Raw genomic sequence first — 323 nt, forward strand, 5'->3', positions numbered from 1 at the left:
CGTCCGCACTATAAGTGCCGTCCGCTTGCACAATAGCGGTCACGGTTTGTGTGTTACCTGCGCTATCGGTAATGGTTAACGTTACCGTGCTACCCGGTGTAGCATCAGTGGTACCTGAAAGGGTAGGCGTGGTGTCGTTGTCAGTAGCTATCGCATCAATAGTAATTGATGGCGCAGTAGTATCAATTTCGCCTGTGGTATCAGCGGTTGCGGTATTGCCAGCCTCATCGGTCACGCTGGCGTTAACGGTAAATTCACCTTCGGCTAATTCAGCCGGTACGTCCGCACTATAAGTGCCGTCCGCTTGCACAATAGCGGTCACG

Annotated in this window: 1 protein-coding gene; it reads right to left on the reverse strand. The window is 52.6% G+C overall.

Going from position 1 to position 323, the window contains the following annotated elements:
* Positions 1–323, reverse strand: a 323-nt coding sequence (locus ACXAGK_RS19485; protein WP_474857490.1) for an Ig-like domain-containing protein, incomplete at both ends; no start/stop codon positions are given.

It is taken from the genome of Alteromonas sp. ABM1_013, assembly GCF_056160505.1.